This window comes from Vibrio sp. Vb1127 (assembly GCF_033338735.1).
Classification (GTDB): Bacteria; Pseudomonadota; Gammaproteobacteria; order Enterobacterales; family Vibrionaceae; genus Vibrio; species Vibrio alginolyticus.
This window is the reverse complement of sequence record NZ_JAWOTF010000028.1, coordinates 22,402-39,011: the sequence shown is the minus strand read 5'-3', so window position 1 is coordinate 39,011 and position 16,610 is coordinate 22,402. Positions and strand designations below refer to the sequence as shown.

Below are 16,610 nucleotides of genomic sequence, written 5' to 3'. Positions count from 1 at the left end.
GCTGAAGGTAAGAACGACCTAAAAATCAACCTAACGGACAGCTACGGCCAAGAGCAAGAAATCAACATCAGCGCAAAGGCGGGTGACGATATCGAAGAGCTTGCGACTTACATTAACGGCCAAACTGACCTAGTGAAAGCCTCAGTAGACCAAGACGGTAAACTGCAAATCTTCGCTGGCAACAACAAAGTTGAGGGCGAGGTCGAGTTTTCAGGCGGTCTATCTGGTGAACTAGGCTTAGGCGAAGGCAAAAAAGTAACAGTAGATACTATCGACGTAACCTCAGTTGGTGGCGCACAAGAATCTGTTGCTATCATCGATGCGGCACTGAAATACGTAGACAGCCACCGCGCAGAGCTAGGTGCATTCCAGAACCGTTTCAACCACGCAATCAGCAACTTGGACAACATTAACGAGAACGTGAATGCGTCGAAGAGCCGTATCAAAGATACAGATTTCGCGAAAGAAACGACGGCAATGACCAAATCACAAATTCTATCGCAAGCGTCAAGCTCAATCCTTGCGCAAGCGAAACAAGCGCCTAACTCAGCGCTAAGTCTGCTAGGTTAATCAATTTAACAAAGCAAGAAACCAAAGCCAGGCTCATCCCTGGCTTTTTGCTTATTGGCTATAACGATTCAGATGTGTCCTGACAGTATGTTCGATAAGGCATTCATATCGATTAGATGATCTCTTTAAATTCCAATGTTTCTGCGATGGTGGCGCAGAGACACCTGAGTCAAGCAGCTGCGCAAAATGTTGAGTCACAACGCAACCTAACTTCGGGGTTTCGAATCAACTCGGCGAGCGATGATGCGGCAGGTTTACAGATATCGAATACTCTCCATGTACAAACGAGAGGGCTTGATGTCGCCTTAAGAAATGCACACGACGCTTTTTCTGTTGCTCAAACAGCGGAGGGAGCATTGCACGAAAGCAGTGACATATTGCAACGCTTACGCTCTCTGGGGCTTCAAGCAGCAAACGGCAGTTATGACTCAAGTGATCGGCAAAGTATTCAATATGAGGTCGTAGCGCTGCAAGATGAGCTTGATCGTGTCGCGATTACGACAACATTTGCGGATAAAAACCTGTTTGATGGATCTTACGGTTCACAAAGTTTCCATATTGGCGCGAACGCTAATTCAATCTCTTTGACGTTACGTAACATGCGTAGCCACATCCCAGAGATGGGAGGGCAGCATTATGTTGGTGATGCGGTCGATAAAGATTGGCGAGTCACTGGAGATAACCAAACTCTCAAAGTCGAATACCAAGACAGTAAAGGGCAAACCCAAACGGAATCCATTGGACTCAAATTGGGTGACCGTATAGAACAGGTCGCCACTTACATCAATGCTCAACAATCGATAGTGAATGCTTCAGTAACGGAAAACAATGAACTGCAATTCTTCGCTTCTACGATGAAGGCGCCAGAGGGTGTGGTTCTCGAAGGGAGTTTAGCGGATGAGCTTGATGTGAGCGCTGGTCAATTAGTCACAATTGATGACATCGATATGTCGACGGCAGGTAAGGCGCAGCTTTCAATTGGGGTGATTGATGCAGCAATTAAGTACGTTGATTCGCACCGAAGTGAAATTGGCAGCTTTCAGAACCGTGTAAACGGCTCGATGGATAACTTAAATACTGTGAATCGGAGTGTTACAGAATCCAAGAGTCGAATAAGAGATACAGACTTCGCAAGAGAATCTACGGAAATGGTGCGTTCTCAAGTGCTCCAAGATGCGACAACTGCGTTATTGGCTCAGGCAAAGCAAAGGCCGAGTTCGGCACTTGGATTACTTAGCTGAGCGGGTTTCAGCGATGCCCATCGCTCAGAAAAAAGTCAGATAATAAAAAACGCTGCCATTGGCAGCGTTTTTTTCGTGTTCGATTAAGTAAAAATTACTTAGTTACACGTAGAACTGGAGTTTCACCAACAGTTACAGAACCAGAAAGCTTGTTTAGCTCTTTGATTTCGTCCATGTTAGAGATAACAACTGGAGTTAGCGTTGACTTCGCTTTCTCTTCTAGAAGAGCTAGATCGAATTCAATTACAGTGTCGCCAGCTTTAACAGTTTGACCTTCTTCAGCGATACGCGTGAAGCCTTCGCCTTTTAGTTCAACTGTGTCGATACCGAAGTGAACGAAAAGCTCAACACCGTCGTCAGACTCGATAGAGAACGCATGGTTAGTTTCGAAGATCTTACCGATAGTACCGTTTACAGGAGCTACCATTTTGTTGCCTGCTGGCTTGATAGCAATACCGTCACCAACGATTTTCTCAGCGAAAACAACATCTGGCACGTCTTCGATGTTTACAATCTCACCAGAAAGTGGCGCGATGATTTCGATAGCACCAGCGTCAGCGCTGTCATCAGATACAAGCTTCTTAAGTTTGTCAAACAGACCCATTGTGTCATGCTCCTAAGGTTTGGTTTTATTCTGTCGAATTATAGTATACCAATATAGCTCATTAGACGACTTTTTTCGCCGTCTAATGGCCATTAAGTATTGAATTACTTGGTACTACCGATTACTGAGCTTTCTCAGCAATAAACTTTTCTACCACGGCTTCGATTTCTTCTGCTGTCGGTAGAGAAAGGGCTTCTTCAGCCATTGCTTTCACTTCTGCGAAGTTAGAGTTACGAACTACTTTCTTCACTTTAGGGATTGAAATGCCGCTCATTGAGAACTCGTCCAGACCCATACCTAGAAGTAGAAGTGTTGCACGCTCGTCACCTGCAAGTTCACCACACATACCAGTCCATTTACCTTCTGCGTGAGAAGCGTCGATAACTTGCTTAATCACAGTAAGTACAGCTGGTGATAGTGGGTTGTATAGGTGAGAAATCATCTCGTTACCACGGTCAACCGCTAGCGTGTACTGAGTTAGGTCGTTTGTACCGATAGAGAAGAAAGCAACTTCCTTCGCTAGGTGGTGCGCGATAGCTGCTGCAGCTGGAGTCTCAACCATTACACCGATTTCGATGTTTTCGTCGAACGCGTGGCCTTCAGCGCGTAGCTCTTCTTTGTACTCTTCGATCGCTTTCTTAAGCTCACGGATTTCTTCGACAGAGATGATCATTGGGAACATGATACGCAGTTTGCCGTGTGCAGAAGCACGTAGAATGCCACGTAGCTGATCACGAAGGATCTCACGACGATCTAGACTGATACGTACAGCGCGCCAGCCTAGGAATGGGTTCATCTCTTTTGGAAGATCCATGTATGGGAGATCTTTATCGCCGCCGATATCCATAGTACGGATGATCACAGCTTGACCGTTCATTGCTTCCGCAACTTCTTTGTACGCTTGGTACTGTTCTTCTTCAGTTGGTAGCGCAGTACGGTCCATAAATAGGAATTCAGTACGGTACAGACCAACACCTTCACCGCCGTTACGAAGGATACCGTCACAGTCTTTCACTGTACCGATGTTACCGCAAACTTCTACACGGTGACCGTCAGTCGTTTCTGCGTGTAGGTCTTTCAGTTTCGCTAGCTCTTCTTTTTCAGCTAGGAATGCTGCTTTAACCGCTTTCGCTTCTTCTAGCTCAGCTTCTGATGGGTTAACAACAATCTTGTTGTTCATTGCGTCAAGAATCAGCATGTCGCCATTCTTAACTTTCTTCGTGATGTCGTTAGTACCAACGATAGCTGGAAGCTCAAGTGAGCGAGCCATGATTGAAGTGTGAGAAGTACGACCGCCGATATCACAAGCAAAACCAAGCACGTAGTCTAGGTTGATTTGTGCAGTTTCAGATGGCGTTAGGTCATAAGCAACAAGAATTACTTCTTCGTTGATATCGCTAAGCGAAACAATGTTGATGCCTAGTGCGTTCTTAACAAAACGAGAACCGATATCGCGGATGTCAGTTGCACGCTCTTTTAAGTATTCGTCGTCTAGAGACTCAAGAGCACATGCTTGCTCTTCGATCACTGAGTGGATAGCGTGATCAGCAGTCATCTTGTCGTTTTTGATAAGTGCTAGGATTTCCTCTTCTAGCTCTTCGTCTTCAAGAAGCATGATGTGACCTTCAAAGATCGCTTCTTTTTCTTCGCCAAACGTTTCAAGCGCTTTTTGCTTGATAGTTTCTAGCTGAGCTGCAGATTTGTTACGAGCGTCAAAGAAACGCTGAACTTCAGCTTCTACTTGATCGTCAGAAATAGTGTTTGTGTTTAGGACAATTTCATCTTCTTGAAGTAGTAGTGCTTTACCGATTGCAATACCAGGAGATGCTAGGATGCCTGAAATCATAGCCTTACCTTAAGTTTGGTCAACTTTATAAAACGGGAGAATAATGGGTGCGCTAACGAATAGTTTTAGCTTAGTTTTGAGCCTATTTCCAACGAAGCCATTTTGCTTTCACAAAATGGCTTCTGGAGTAGGAGACCGGATTAGTGTAGTTGGTCCATTAGAGCAACTAGGTGGTCAACTGCTTGCTGAGCTTGTGGGCCTTCAGCAGAAATAGTAACTTGAGTACCTTTTACTAGGCCTAGTGTTTGTAGTTTGAACAGGCTCTTAGCGCTAGCGCTTTTACCGTTAGAAGTCACAGTGATGTCTGCGTCGAATGCTTTTGCTTCTTTAACAAACTGTGCAGCTGGACGAGTGTGAAGGCCGTTTTCTGCTGTGATTTCTACTTGCTTCTCGTACATGTGATATACCCCAATAAATGTATTTTTTTGTTAGTTTGTGACCAGATTTTAGCTTAACTGCTTTACATCTTGTGCGCTAGCACGGGAAGAGTTCAAAGCGCGTCAGTTCTGATACTAGTCAAAAGTTTGGTAACTACGCAACTGTTTGCGTGCGTAATCACTTTGAAACCTTTTTGTGTTCTGCTTCTTTATTTTGAAGCTAGAAATAAAACACCCTGATATTACCAAAGGTAGGGCAGGGATCAACAAAAAAGCCCCTAAACGGGGCTTTTTTAAACTAAAAATTGATTTGAACACATATTATTGTTGGTTCTCTTTTTCGGTAAAGATACCTGCAAAGAGTGCTGTACTTAGGTAACGCTCACCGGAACTTGGCAAGACACTTACAATTGTTTTTCCTTCAAATTCAGGTAGTTCCGCAAGTCGGTTCGCTGCAACAACCGCTGCGCCAGATGAGATACCAGCTAGGATACCTTCCTCTTCCATTAGGCGACGAGCCATCTCAATCGCTTCTTCTGAGGTAACTTGCTCAACACGGTCAATAATGTCTAAATCGAGGTTACCAGGGATGAAACCAGCACCGATACCTTGAATTTTGTGTGGGGCAGGTTGGATTTCTTCGCCAGCAAGTGCTTGTGCAATAACCGGAGACTCTGCTGGCTCAACTGCAACAGAAGTGATGGCTTTGCCTTTTTCACCTTTGATGTAACGGCTTGTACCTGTGATAGTACCGCCCGTACCAACACCAGCAACGAATACGTCGATTTCACCGTCTGTCGCTTCCCAAATCTCAGGGCCCGTAGTCTTTTCGTGGATTTCTGGGTTCGCTGGGTTGTCAAATTGTTGAAGAAGTAGGTACTTCTCAGGGTTGCTTGCTACGATTTCTTCTGCTTTAGCAATCGCCCCTTTCATGCCTTTCGCCGCTTCAGTCAGCTCAAGGTTCGCGCCTAGTGCTTTTAGTAGCTTACGGCGTTCTAGGCTCATTGATTCAGGCATGGTCAATGTTAGCTTGTAACCGCGAGCAGCCGCTACGAATGCTAGAGCAACACCTGTGTTGCCACTGGTAGGTTCTACAAGCTCTACACCTGGCTTAAGAAGGCCCGCTTTCTCTGCTTCCCAAATCATGTTTGCACCGATACGGCACTTAACACTGAAGCTAGGGTTACGCGCTTCAATTTTCGCGAGAACTTTGCCTTTACTTACTTTGTTTAGACGAACGAGAGGTGTATTACCAATAGTAAGAGAGTTATCTTCGTAGATTTTGCTCATAGTGATGTTCCTTCATTACACGTTGTGTGAATATGGATAGAAGAATATGCGGTATGAAAAAAAGGGAAAAGGATTAAAAAGTTATATCTTATTAGGTTGGCCCAGAACTTGATAAAAGAAAAGGGAAAAGCTGGCGCTGATCCCTTTCCTTAATCTCTAATCGACTATCGTTGGTGCTTAAACTCCGCGACCCACATAGCGGTTGCACCACATATTGCTACAGGCATGACAATGAGGTTCAAAATTGGGATCGTCGTAAACACAGACACCAATACCCCAAAGCCATAGGCCTTACCTTGCTTTTGTTTCAATTTGTAACGCATGTCGTTAAATGGGATTTTATGGTTATCAAACGGGTAGTCACAATATTGAATCGCGAGCATCCAGGCGGTAAAGATAAACCATAAAAATGGGCCTACTGTTTGTCCAAGGGCAGGGATGAGCAATAACAGGAATAGGCCTATTGCTTTAGGTAAAATGTAAAGGAGCTTTCTCCACTCACGAGCTAAAACGCGAGGAACATCTTTCAGGACGGCGGTGAAACCATCATCATTTACTTTTTGTCCCGTTAAGTACTCTTCCACTTTTTCAGCCAAGAGGCCATTGAATGGCGCGGCGATAAAGTTCGCGAGCGTGCTGAAAAAATAGGAGAAAGTAGCGAGTATCGTCAGAGCGAGTAAAGGCCAAAGAATGTAAGTTAACCAGGATAAAAACTCAGGCAGCTGTCCAATCCAGCCTTCTATCCATATATTAAGGTTTGAAAATAGATAGAAGATGGCACCACCTACAAGCAAGATATTTGCAAGTAGAGGTAAGATGACAAAGCGCCTGATTTTAGGGGCAAGTGCCAATTGTATCCCGTATAGAAAATAACCGAACCCGGTTCTCTGCTGATTGTTTTGCTTCATGTCTATTTTGGCTTCGTGTAAATGAAAACTCATTGTACCTGTGAGGACTTTTCTTTCAATGCCCTGACAAATGACGTCTTGTTAAGTGGAATCGTGGCAAGAATCACAACAAAAAACGGAACTTCTTGCATTAAGTTGTTCTAAATCTACATATAGTTTTGGTAAAGTAAACGTATCATTCAGATTTATTGCACTTGGGTTGCTGCTCAAGGAACTGCGAGTAGTAAAAACAAGTATATTGAGAGTAAATAATGCAGGAATTGCGATTCGTACTCATTGTTGTTGGCGCATTAGCCATCGCGGCATTACTGTTTCATGGTTTATGGAGCAGTAAAAAAGAAGGCAAAGCAAAGTTTGGTAACAAGCCACTTGGTAAGCTGGATGTTGACCAAGAAGACAAAAATGATCTTGTTGAGAAAGAACGAGACTTCGCTCCCGCTCCTGAAGATGACTTTGAGATCATTCGCAAAGATCGCAAAGAACCAGATTTTGGGATGGCGAATTCTTTCGACAACAAGTTTGAATCTGACCCGTTATTCGGTGGCCCATCTGAAGTCAAACAGACGCAGCAGGAGCCGGATGACATCCCTTCATTTGTTGCAGAAAAAGATAAAGAAGAGGACGTTGAGCCTGTTGTTCAAGCAACAGTAGCTGAAGAGCCATTCCAGCCCGCTGTGGAAGAAGACGCTATTCCCGCCGCGTTTGATATTACGGAGAAAGAACAGCAAGTCGAAACGGTTAGTGAGCCTGTCGTTGCAGAGCCTAAGGAAGAGCCAAAGCCAGAACCTGAAATGCAAGTGATTGTATTGAATGTGCACTGTGCTGGTGAAGAGCCATTTGTTGGTACTGCTTTATTTGAAAGTATGCAACAAAACGGTCTAATTTATGGCGAGATGGATATTTTCCACCGTCATGTCGACTTGTCCGGTAACGGCAAAGTGCTGTTTAGCGTCGCTAATATGATGCACCCTGGTACGTTTGAACATGCTGATCCTGCTGAGTTTACAACGAAGGGTATTTCATTCTTCATGACATTGCCTTGTTATGGCGAGGCTGAACAGAACTTCAACTTAATGCTCCGAACTGCGCAGCAAATTGCTGATGATTTAGGTGGTAACGTACTTGATGACCAGCGCAACTTAATGACGCCAGATCGTTTAGCATCTTATCGACGTCAAATAGTTGAGTTTAATGCCGCTAACGCATAATCTTAACAGCAAATAATAATAGGGCTCCGGATGGAGCCCTTTTTCTTGGATTTCCCAACCTCACCGATTGAAAATACACGGGGCTTTACTATGTCTGAATCAGTACTTCAGCGACTAGAAGAACTAAAAGAGTCGTTGCATTACCACGCTGTGCGTTACTACGTGGAAGATAACCCAGAGATCCCTGATGCCGAGTACGACCGTTTAATGCGAGAGTTACTGGATATTGAATCTGAGAACCCTGACTTAATAACCGTAGACTCGCCAAGCCAACGTGTCGGTGGACAGCCTCTCTCTGCGTTTAGCCAAGTGACACATGAAGTACCGATGCTTTCGCTTGATAACGCGTTTGATGATAGTGAACTCGATAGTTTCCACAAGCGCGCACAAGAGCGCGTGGGCAGCCAGAGTGTGAAAGAATACTGTTGTGAGCCTAAATTGGATGGACTCGCCGTAAGTTTGTTATATGAGAATGGCGTGTTAGTTCAGGCGGCCACTCGAGGCGATGGTACTACGGGTGAAAACATCACAGAGAATGTGCGTACGATTAAAGCTATTCCTTTAAAACTCAGGGGTAATGACTGGCCAAATCGTCTTGAAGTTCGTGGTGAAGTCTTTATGCCGAAAGCTGGGTTTGAAAAGCTCAATGAATTAGCAAGGAAGAAAGGCGAGAAAATCTTTGTGAATCCACGTAACGCTGCGGCAGGTAGCTTACGACAATTGGATTCACGTATTACGGCTTCTCGTCCGCTTAGCTTCTATGCATACAGTGTAGGCGTGGTGCAAGGCGCAGAATTGGCAGCAAGTCATTACGAACGCTTTTTGCAAATCAAATCTTGGGGACTGCCAATGTGTCCGGAAACTAAGCGAGTTGAAAGCTTGGCGGATGTAAAAGCTTACTACCAAGATATATTGCAGCGTCGTGATGCCCTCCCTTATGAGATCGATGGTGTCGTTATTAAAATTGACGATATTGCCGTGCAAGAGCGTCTGGGGTTTGTTGCTCGCGCTCCACGTTGGGCGATTGCCTACAAATTTCCAGCACAGGAAGAAATGACGACACTGAATGAAGTGGAGTTCCAAGTCGGTCGCACTGGTGCGATTACACCTGTTGCTAAGCTAGAGCCTGTATTTGTTGGCGGGGTAACGGTAAGTAATGCGACGCTTCATAACGCAGATGAGATAGAACGTCTGCAGGTCAAGATTGGTGATCACGTTGTGATCCGCCGTGCTGGCGATGTTATTCCGCAAGTCGTATCTGTCATCAAAGAGCGTCGACCAGAAACAGCTCGAGATATTGTTTTCCCAACTCAGTGTCCTGTTTGTGGCTCGCATGTTGAGCGGATCGAAGGAGAAGCGGTAACACGTTGTATGGGGGGCTTAGTTTGCCAAGCCCAACGCAAACAAGCGCTAAAGCACTTTGTTTCTCGTAAAGCGTTAGACGTTGACGGTTTAGGCGATAAAGTGATCGAGCAGCTTGTTGATCGTGAGATGGTGAAAACTCCTGCTGACTTATTTAAGTTATCAGCGGGGATTTTAACCGTACTAGATCGCATGGGGCCAAAGTCTGCGCAGAATATTGTGAATGCGTTAGAAAAATCTAAAGAAACAACTTTACCTCGGTTTTTGTATTCACTGGGGATCCGTGAAGTTGGCGAGGCAACCGCAGCAAACTTAGCAATGCACTTTAAAACGTTGGGAGCGATCCAAAATGCTACCGAAGAGCAGTTGATTGAAGTGCAAGACATCGGTGCTGTGGTTGCTCAACATATTACGACTTTCTTTAGTGAAGAACAGAACCAAGCGGTGGTTAAAGATTTGCTTGAACAAGGAATTCATTGGCCAGAGATTAATACTACTGAGCAGGTGGGGGAATTACCATTAGAAGGTAAAACAGTAGTATTAACGGGAACACTTTCTCAACTGGGGCGTACAGAAGCCAAAGAAGCCCTCCAAGCACTGGGGGCTAAAGTGACGGGTAGTGTTTCTAAGAAAACCGATATTTTGTTTGCTGGTGAAAATGCAGGCTCGAAGCTCGCAAAGGCACAAGAACTGGGTATCGAAATTAAAACAGAACAAGACTTACTCGAACTGATGAATTAAGTCTTCTCAAAAAAGCTAAAAAATAACTAAAAGCCCCGTATGGTAAGCATGCGGGGCTTTTTCTTGTTCATAATTAAGTGTTTTTTTATTGAGTAATTGATGCCTTTGTTCTTTTCAGTGATCAAGATCGAACCTTGGGTTATTGGTTTTTTTGGCTTTTTTAGTCTGCGAGTGACTTCAAGTTGATACTTTTAAGTTAAATTTAAGTGTTTGATTTTAAGTGACATTTTATTGCGTTGTGTTGTTGTTGTTAAAAATAAGATCTGGATCAATAAGTTATATGGAACTTTGGAGTGGCTCATATTTTTTTAGAAAAAAAATAAGTTCCATTTGGATGTTTTTAGCTGCGAAGTTAGTCTTAATCACGTGGATACACGGTGTGTATGCAGGAACTAAAAAAAGCCAAATTAGAAATAATGAGGTTTGATCAGGAATTTACTTCTCTCCTTCGGCGGCCAACTAAAGGTGAGATAGAAAAATACAGCTATATCCATTTTTAGGAGTTTTTCCATGGACAAATTTTTTAAGGTTTCAGCGTTAACCGCAGCAATGTTTGGTGTTGTTGCTGTCGCTCCAGCTACAGCGTCTACTGAAAGTGCAGCAGGTGGCGAGTACGTAGAGAAAGTGAACGAATTTATGCAAGACTCAAGTCTGAATGCATTATTTATAGTTGATACTCGTTCACGAACTCGTACAACAGGTAAGCCCGGCGGTGAAAATGGTGACCGTTGGAGTCGTCTAAACTACTCTTCTTACAACGCAATTTTAGACTTCACTTCTGGCTACCACGATGGTTGGGTGGGCGCAGATGTTGCGGCTTACTACTCTGGCGATCTTTACAACGATAGTCTTTACAATTCAAACGAAGGCTACCTATGTAACGAAATCTCAACTTGTAACAACCTAGACTGGGGTGCAGGTGATGGTCAGCAGCTTAAAGTTTACAAAGCAGCGCTGAAATTCAAAGCAAACGAAAACTTTAATGCTCGTTTCGGTATGTTACAGGCTGGTGGTAACGGTACAATCGGTAACGTTTGGAGCTTTGTACCTGGTACTTACCGTGGTTTCGAACTAAACGCTAAACTTGGTGATTTCAACCTAAGCTACTTTGGCGCAGACCAATTTACAGCACCTTGGCTGCTTCACGAAGATGATTACGCACCAGCGCTTTGGTCTGACACTTCATGGAGCTACCTACACTCTCTAGGCCTAAACGGTAACCTAACTGACAGCTTGTTTATGCAACTTGGTTTGGGTCAAGCTACTGGCGTTCAATATGCAAATGGTGTTGACTGGGGTGCAGGTCAAGTAACTAGCTACCACAACGAAACTGACAACACTTCTTACAAGGCTTACTTGAAGTACACTGTTAGTGACCGTACAACTCTAGCATTTGATTTCTACGGTGTTGACGATGATGTGAAATACGATGGTCTAGGTTTCCACACTGGTCTATCTTTGAATCAATCTTTCGGCAAGCTAGCTTGGATGTCTGAGTTGCGCTACACAGACACAGATAACCGTGCGGACTTCGTTCCTCGTACTATTCATACATATGGTATGAACAATGGTACTTGGTCTCAGTGGTGGGACGCGCTATCTGACTGGAACAAAGCGGGTGAGCTAGCATGGTACAACCGTCTATCTTACAATCAAGGTAACGGCTGGAACTACTACCTAGGCTTTGGTTACGGTACTGGCGCTGACTCTGCAGCAAGCGGAGCATCAGGTGACTGGGATTACGAAAGCGAATACGCAGTTAACGCAACAGTATCTTACTCACTACAAAGTGGCGCGCTTAAAGGTTCTACCATTCGTTTACACGGTACAATCCTAGAACGTGATGAGTACGCAGGTGCTGGCGATGCGGATGAAACAGACTTACGTCTACAAGTTCTTATCCCTTACAGCTTCCACTAATACTTAATGAGATAATAAAAGGAGCCGCTAGGCTCCTTTTCTATTTCACTTCTCGGCCGTCGTATATTTTGCAATATAACGGTGGCAACATATGTACATTACCGTTTGGCAACTCACACTTTATCTCTGGGCCTAACGTACGACCACCGGATGCACCATTAGCATTAGTGGTTAACGGAATTATGGCAAAAGATATTACTAATAGACCAGATAAAAATCTCATAATAATCACCTTAATATAAACTTTAAATATCTACGTGCTTGTATAAACCGTGACTACGCAGAAAGGCAAGGTTGAATAGGGCTCTTATATCAAACTAAGCTCTTACTTCTTTACTATTCCCATTCCCCACCTCTAAATCGACACATTTCACTTGGAATATTCGTAACGTCGCCACTTGGCATCTTACATTCGACTATAGGTCCCAAATTAGTTGTACCGCCGTTTCCGTTGTTGTAGGCAAAGGAAGAAAAAGAAAAAATACCGCACAACATTAAAAAGAGAAGCTTATTCATAGTACATCCTCTTACTTACCAAATAAAAAGCACTCAACTTAAATGCTTATGCGTTAAGTATGTATCCGAGGATAAAAAGATCAAAAAATAATTCAATAAAGTTTTATTTTTTAAAATAAAATTAGATCGATAATTTACCTAGATATATTTCTATCTTATTGATTGTCGTGTGTTGAATAATTAAATAATAGGAAATGGTAGGTAGGGTATTAATAATATTACTAATACTTATTTTTTTCTCGATTTTAATTAAGGTAATGAAATGAAAGCAGTTGTTTAGATTAAAGTAATGGAGCATGATTTGCCCCATTACTTTGGCATAAATTAATTAGAATCAGGCTCAATGATTAAAATAATACCTTCAACATCGGTGATTCTTACGCGGGTACCGGCTGGAAGTGCTTGATCCGATTGTGCGGACCATGTGGTATCGGCTACCTTGATGCGATTGAGCCCGACGGAAAAGTCTTCTTCAAGGATAAGAGTACGCCCAATTAACTGCTTGTACTTTTGGTTCAGATCTCTTTCTTGGTCTTCTTGCTTGTCTTTAGACCATTGTCGTCGCCACCAAAGCCAGGTGGTGATTAAGCTGAAGCTTGCAAAGCAAAGCCATTGTAATTGCCAGCTCATTGGCAAAACGGTCATGATTGCTCCAACGATAAGTGCAGACACCCCGAGCCAGAGAAAATACCCTGCGGTACCAAGTAGCTCAACTGCTAAAAGAGCAAAGCCAAACGCTAGCCAATGCCAGAAAGAGATACCTTCCAGCAAACTAAAAAAATCCATAAATTATTCTTTACCTTGCTGTTTAAACATTTCTGCTATCCCTGCAACCGAGCCCATTAGTCCGGTTGCTTCTAATGGAAGCATAATGATTTTACCATTTTCGGCTTGACCAATGCTCTTGATCGCTTCGGTATAACCCTGTGCAATGAAGTAATTGACGGCTTGCATGTCACCTTTTGCAATGGCTTCGGAAACCATGTAAGTCGCTTTTGCTTCTGCTTGCGCGGCACGCTCACGTGCTTCTGCATGGAGAATAGCAGACTGCTTTTCACCTTCAGCTTTTAATATCTCTGATTGTTTATGACCTTCGGCCTTTAATATCTCAGCTTGGCGAACTCCTTCTGCTTCAAGAATTTCCGCACGCTTATTACGCTCGGCTTTCATTTGCGCATTCATTGCAGCGGTCAGATCGGCTGGTGGCTGGACATCTTTAATCTCAATTCGTGTGACTTTTACGCCCCAAGGGTTTGTTGCTTGGTCAACAATCGCCAACAGCTTAGAGTTGATCATGTCGCGTTGGCTCAGCATTTCGTCCAGTTCCATTGAACCTAAAACGGTACGAATGTTGGTAAGGGTCAAGTTTCTAATAGCGTGTTCTAAGTCGTTGACTTCATAAGCCGCTTTGGCAGCATCGATCACTTGAACAAATCCGACAGCGTCAATAACCACGTTAGCGTTATCTTTTGAAATGACCTCTTGCGCAGGAATATCGAGAACGCGCTCCATCATATTTACTTTTTGACCAACTTTATCAACGAATGGAATGATCAAGTTTAAACCCGGCTTTAATGTGTGGGTGTAGCGTCCGAAGCGTTCAACTGTCCAGTTGTTTCCTTGCGGAACCGTTTTAATGGCTGAAGATAAGATAACGACAGCAAGAACGACGAAAATACCGATGGTGATCAGTGAATCAATTGGCATAAGTTATTCCCTTAAGTGCATAATATTCGATCCATTTTTACCTATTTATAGACAATAGACAATTGAAGTTCTGAGACCTTTGAGAGGTTATTGGTCTTTTATATGACAAAGGCCGGAAATCCCGGCCTTTGTTGTCTTATTCCTAGAAGAATGCGGCGCTTAGTACAAAATTGAGTAAAGCTGGCGACGATATTTGCTTGCTAATGCGTTACCTTGACCTAGCGCACTGAGAATATCCATAAAAGTCTTCTTCACGTCACCGTCTTGGGCGCCCAAGTCTTTTTTAAGAATATTCCACAGCAGTTCCAACGCTTCTTCATCCCGACCAACTTGGTTGTATTGTACCGCCAATTCACAAGCGAGTTCGAAGTTTGCCATGTCTGCTGCGTATGCTTGTTCTAGTCGCTGTAACTCAGGGCTATCTGCAGCCTGCAAATGCAGCTCGAGCTTGGCTATTAGGCTCTTGTAGTAGTTATCTTGATATTCGAGAGGGATAGCGTTCAGTAGTTCTTGGGCAATATCAAATTGTTTGGTTTCTAGCAAACAATCAGCCATCGCGAGTTTCACATCACCACGCTCTTGCAGCTCTGGCGGCAAAGTGTGGATGATGCTCAAAGCCTGAGCATGCTCACTTTGCTGAAGAAGTTCACTGACTTGTTTTAATAGTTGTTCATCTGGGCTTGGCAAATGCTTTTGTAGCATGGTGGCAATGGCATCAATTGGCTGGGGGCCTCCCAGACCATCGACGGCTTGACCATTTATAAACAGCGCGATAGTTGGCAATACTTGCACGCCAAATTGAGACGCTAAAGCGGGCTGAACTTCACAATTTAGTAGAGCAAGCGTAAATGCACCGTTGTACTGTTGAGCAAGAGATTGCAACTCAGGGAGTATCTGTGCGCTTTCTGGCTGAGCGTTGGCCCAAAAGTGGATCAAAACGGGCGTGTTCATTGAACCTTCAAGCGTTTCGCGAAAGTTCTGTTCTGTTATCTCAACGATAAATGGGGATTGCATCAGAGTATCCTTGCCTTGTGTCTTGTCGTTGATATTAGATATGGAGTTGATTTAGGTGAAATTCAAGCGACATTCACCATCAATAATGAATCATTCTATTTTGAGAAAACGTGAGGTAACAGAGTGAGGTTATTGCTGCTCAGGTGTTAGATAAAAAGAAAACGCTGCCGAAGCAGCGCAATTCTAATGCTATTTGTTAGTGCGGTATCAAAATAGGATGAACATGGTCAACACTACACCCACACTAAGCCAGTTAAGCTGATTTAATGTCATTGTTGCCTCGCAGTAGTATAAACATTGCTACAAAACGTAATGGGTGGCGATACCAAATCTAAGCAACTCAATCACTTTGGGCGAAAGAATCCCCGCTGAATTGCGTAGAAATTGATTCGTTTAGTTGAGGTTTTTTTAACCTGCATGTTCATAATGACATCACATTGTTACGATGAAATTACATTTCGACAAAACTTTTTTATGCAGCCTGTCGCAAAATTTTATCAAGTGCACGGGTTGGTAATAGTCTTTTCAAGACTGCGAATAATTTAGTCGGTGTAGTAATTCGATAACGAATTTTCGGTGAAACGCTAGTTAATGCATGAAGAACTGGTGCGATGCAAGACTCTGCAGGTAAAACAAATCGATTATTAGACTTGTCGTTGTTGAGTCGCTCTCTTTGTCCTTCATAAGCATGACGATGGGGGCTAGATTCAATATCAACCCACTTCTCAAAGGCTCGTAATGCATTGTTTCTAAATTGAGTTTCGATCGGTCCTGGTTCTATCAATGCCACTTTGATATTCGTATCCGCAAGCTCTAGCCTGAGCGTATCTGTCCAGCCTTCTAAGGCAAATTTTGATGCATTATAGGCACCACGGTATTTCATTGCGGCAAAACCAAGAACAGAGCTGTTTTGTATGATGCGTCCTTCGCCTTGCTGGCGCATATGAGGAAGCACCTCTCTGACCAACTGGTGCCAACCAAAAAAGTTGGTCTGAAATTGATCTTGAAGAGCCTCGGTGGGTAAGTCTTCCAGTGCTCCGGGCTGACCATAGGCACCATTATTGAACACTGCGTAAAGCTTACCTTCTGCTAACTCTAGCGCTTGCTTCACGCCCGAAGAAATGCTTTCGGGGCTATTTAGGTCTAGATTGATGCAGGTTAGCCCTTCATTAATTAGGCGCTGGACATCTTGTTCTTTCCTACAAGATGCAATGACATTAAATCCCTTGTTTTGTAGGGCGTGAGCGCACACGTAACCGATGCCGGTTGAACAACCCGTAATAAGAATCGACTTTTTCATAATTTA

General features: G+C 43.7%; 15 protein-coding genes. 5 read left to right on the top strand and 10 right to left on the bottom strand.

Features of this window, described 5'->3' with window-relative positions:
* Both R7H07_RS21645 and R7H07_RS21640 read left to right on the top strand, forming a co-directional pair.
* Window positions 1-570 (top strand): flagellin (locus R7H07_RS21645; RefSeq protein WP_206958538.1); only part of this gene is annotated, 570 nt, incomplete at its 5' end.
* A 116-nt stretch (window positions 571-686) separates the two neighbouring features.
* A complete protein-coding gene (locus R7H07_RS21640) occupies window positions 687-1,811 on the top strand; it encodes a flagellin (protein ID WP_065274249.1) in 1,125 nt (374 codons plus the stop codon).
* 94 nt (window positions 1,812-1,905) lie between these two features.
* Here the strand turns inward: R7H07_RS21640 and crr are convergent, their stop codons facing one another.
* The 5 genes from crr to cysZ form a co-directional block, all read right to left on the bottom strand.
* Complete coding sequence (crr, locus tag R7H07_RS21635; RefSeq protein WP_005382041.1) at window positions 1,906-2,415, bottom strand: PTS glucose transporter subunit IIA; 510 nt, start codon at window positions 2,413-2,415, stop codon at window positions 1,906-1,908.
* 121 nt (window positions 2,416-2,536) lie between these two features.
* Window positions 2,537-4,261: a phosphoenolpyruvate-protein phosphotransferase PtsI gene (gene ptsI, locus R7H07_RS21630; RefSeq protein ID WP_065274250.1), complete on the bottom strand. Its 1,725-nt coding sequence runs from the start codon at window positions 4,259-4,261 to the stop codon at window positions 2,537-2,539.
* A gap of 140 nt (window positions 4,262-4,401) precedes the next feature.
* Entirely contained in the window at window positions 4,402-4,659 is a 258-nt protein-coding gene (locus R7H07_RS21625) for an HPr family phosphocarrier protein (protein ID WP_005382043.1), read from the bottom strand.
* Between the two features lie 300 nt (window positions 4,660-4,959).
* Entirely contained in the window at window positions 4,960-5,928 is a 969-nt protein-coding gene (cysK, locus tag R7H07_RS21620; protein WP_065274251.1) for a cysteine synthase A, read from the bottom strand.
* Window positions 5,929-6,092: 164 nt separating this feature from the next.
* Window positions 6,093-6,836 carry a sulfate transporter CysZ gene (cysZ, locus tag R7H07_RS21615; protein WP_025998633.1) on the bottom strand — a complete coding sequence of 248 codons (744 nt, stop codon included), beginning with the start codon at window positions 6,834-6,836 and terminating at the stop codon, window positions 6,093-6,095.
* A gap of 251 nt (window positions 6,837-7,087) precedes the next feature.
* Between cysZ and zipA the strand changes: the two genes are divergently transcribed.
* From zipA to R7H07_RS21600, 3 genes are all read left to right on the top strand, one after another.
* Window positions 7,088-8,044, top strand: coding sequence for a cell division protein ZipA (gene zipA / locus R7H07_RS21610; protein ID WP_065274252.1), 957 nt, complete (start codon window positions 7,088-7,090; stop codon window positions 8,042-8,044).
* Between the two features lie 90 nt (window positions 8,045-8,134).
* A complete protein-coding gene (gene ligA, locus R7H07_RS21605) occupies window positions 8,135-10,147 on the top strand; it encodes an NAD-dependent DNA ligase LigA (RefSeq protein WP_065274253.1) in 2,013 nt (670 codons plus the stop codon).
* A 510-nt stretch (window positions 10,148-10,657) separates the two neighbouring features.
* Complete coding sequence (locus R7H07_RS21600) at window positions 10,658-12,067, top strand: hypothetical protein (protein ID WP_005382055.1); 1,410 nt, start codon at window positions 10,658-10,660, stop codon at window positions 12,065-12,067.
* Window positions 12,068-12,107: 40 nt separating this feature from the next.
* Here the strand turns inward: R7H07_RS21600 and R7H07_RS21595 are convergent, their stop codons facing one another.
* From R7H07_RS21595 to R7H07_RS21575, 5 genes are all read right to left on the bottom strand, one after another.
* Complete coding sequence (locus tag R7H07_RS21595; protein WP_080960102.1) at window positions 12,108-12,290, bottom strand: hypothetical protein; 183 nt, start codon at window positions 12,288-12,290, stop codon at window positions 12,108-12,110.
* Window positions 12,291-12,907: 617 nt separating this feature from the next.
* A complete protein-coding gene (locus tag R7H07_RS21590) occupies window positions 12,908-13,369 on the bottom strand; it encodes an NfeD family protein (protein WP_047102904.1) in 462 nt (153 codons plus the stop codon).
* Between the two features lie 3 nt (window positions 13,370-13,372).
* Window positions 13,373-14,290: an SPFH domain-containing protein gene (locus R7H07_RS21585; protein ID WP_047102903.1), complete on the bottom strand. Its 918-nt coding sequence runs from the start codon at window positions 14,288-14,290 to the stop codon at window positions 13,373-13,375.
* Between the two features lie 159 nt (window positions 14,291-14,449).
* Window positions 14,450-15,304, bottom strand: a complete 855-nt coding sequence (locus R7H07_RS21580) for a co-chaperone YbbN (protein WP_170893760.1) — start codon at window positions 15,302-15,304, stop codon at window positions 14,450-14,452.
* 472 nt (window positions 15,305-15,776) lie between these two features.
* A complete protein-coding gene (locus R7H07_RS21575) occupies window positions 15,777-16,604 on the bottom strand; it encodes an SDR family oxidoreductase (RefSeq protein ID WP_017634824.1) in 828 nt (275 codons plus the stop codon).
* Window positions 16,605-16,610: the final 6 nt, after the last annotated feature.